Here is a 450-nt window from a genome sequence, read left to right as displayed (position 1 = left end):
GAGTGTGCCGCTGTTGCGCCAGTAGCCGGCCACGCGCTGCCAGGCGATCAGGCCATTGTCTGCCAGGTGATCGCTTTCGGCTTCGGTGACGCTGAGGCTGGCGGCACGGCCTTCACGATCGATGAAGGGCCGGTACCAGAGCCGGTGCTCATTGCAGGCGGTGTTGCGGATGGCCACCGCCAACGGACTCAGGCCGAAGCGGGGCGGAACATCGCAGGCCTCGGCGGCCGCTGCGGACAACGGTGCCGCGGCCAGCAGCAGGCAGGCAGGCAAGAGCATCCGGCGCATGCGCGGCTCCTGTGGGGGATACCTCAGCGTCGCAGCGCTGTCGTGAACGCCGGGTGTGAGAACGGGGTCAGATCCCTTTTCCCATGGACAACGGATCGGCCCCCACGCCAGGCCTCAACCCGGCGGCGGGCCCAGCTTCAGCGACAGATCGATGGCCTGCAC

Annotated in this window: 1 pseudogene; it reads right to left on the bottom strand. The window is 68.4% G+C overall.

Features of this window, described 5'->3' with window-relative positions:
• Nucleotides 1–288 (bottom strand): annotated as a pseudogene (locus VG556_RS22515) (DUF2272 domain-containing protein); the annotation flags it as partial.
• Between the last annotated feature and the right edge of the window lie 162 nt (nt 289–450).

The sequence above is a fragment of the Stenotrophomonas sp. CASM106 genome (assembly GCF_049384825.1).
In the GTDB taxonomy this organism is placed as follows: Bacteria; Pseudomonadota; Gammaproteobacteria; order Xanthomonadales; family Xanthomonadaceae; genus Stenotrophomonas; species Stenotrophomonas muris.
This window is presented reverse-complemented; position numbering and strand designations above follow the sequence as displayed.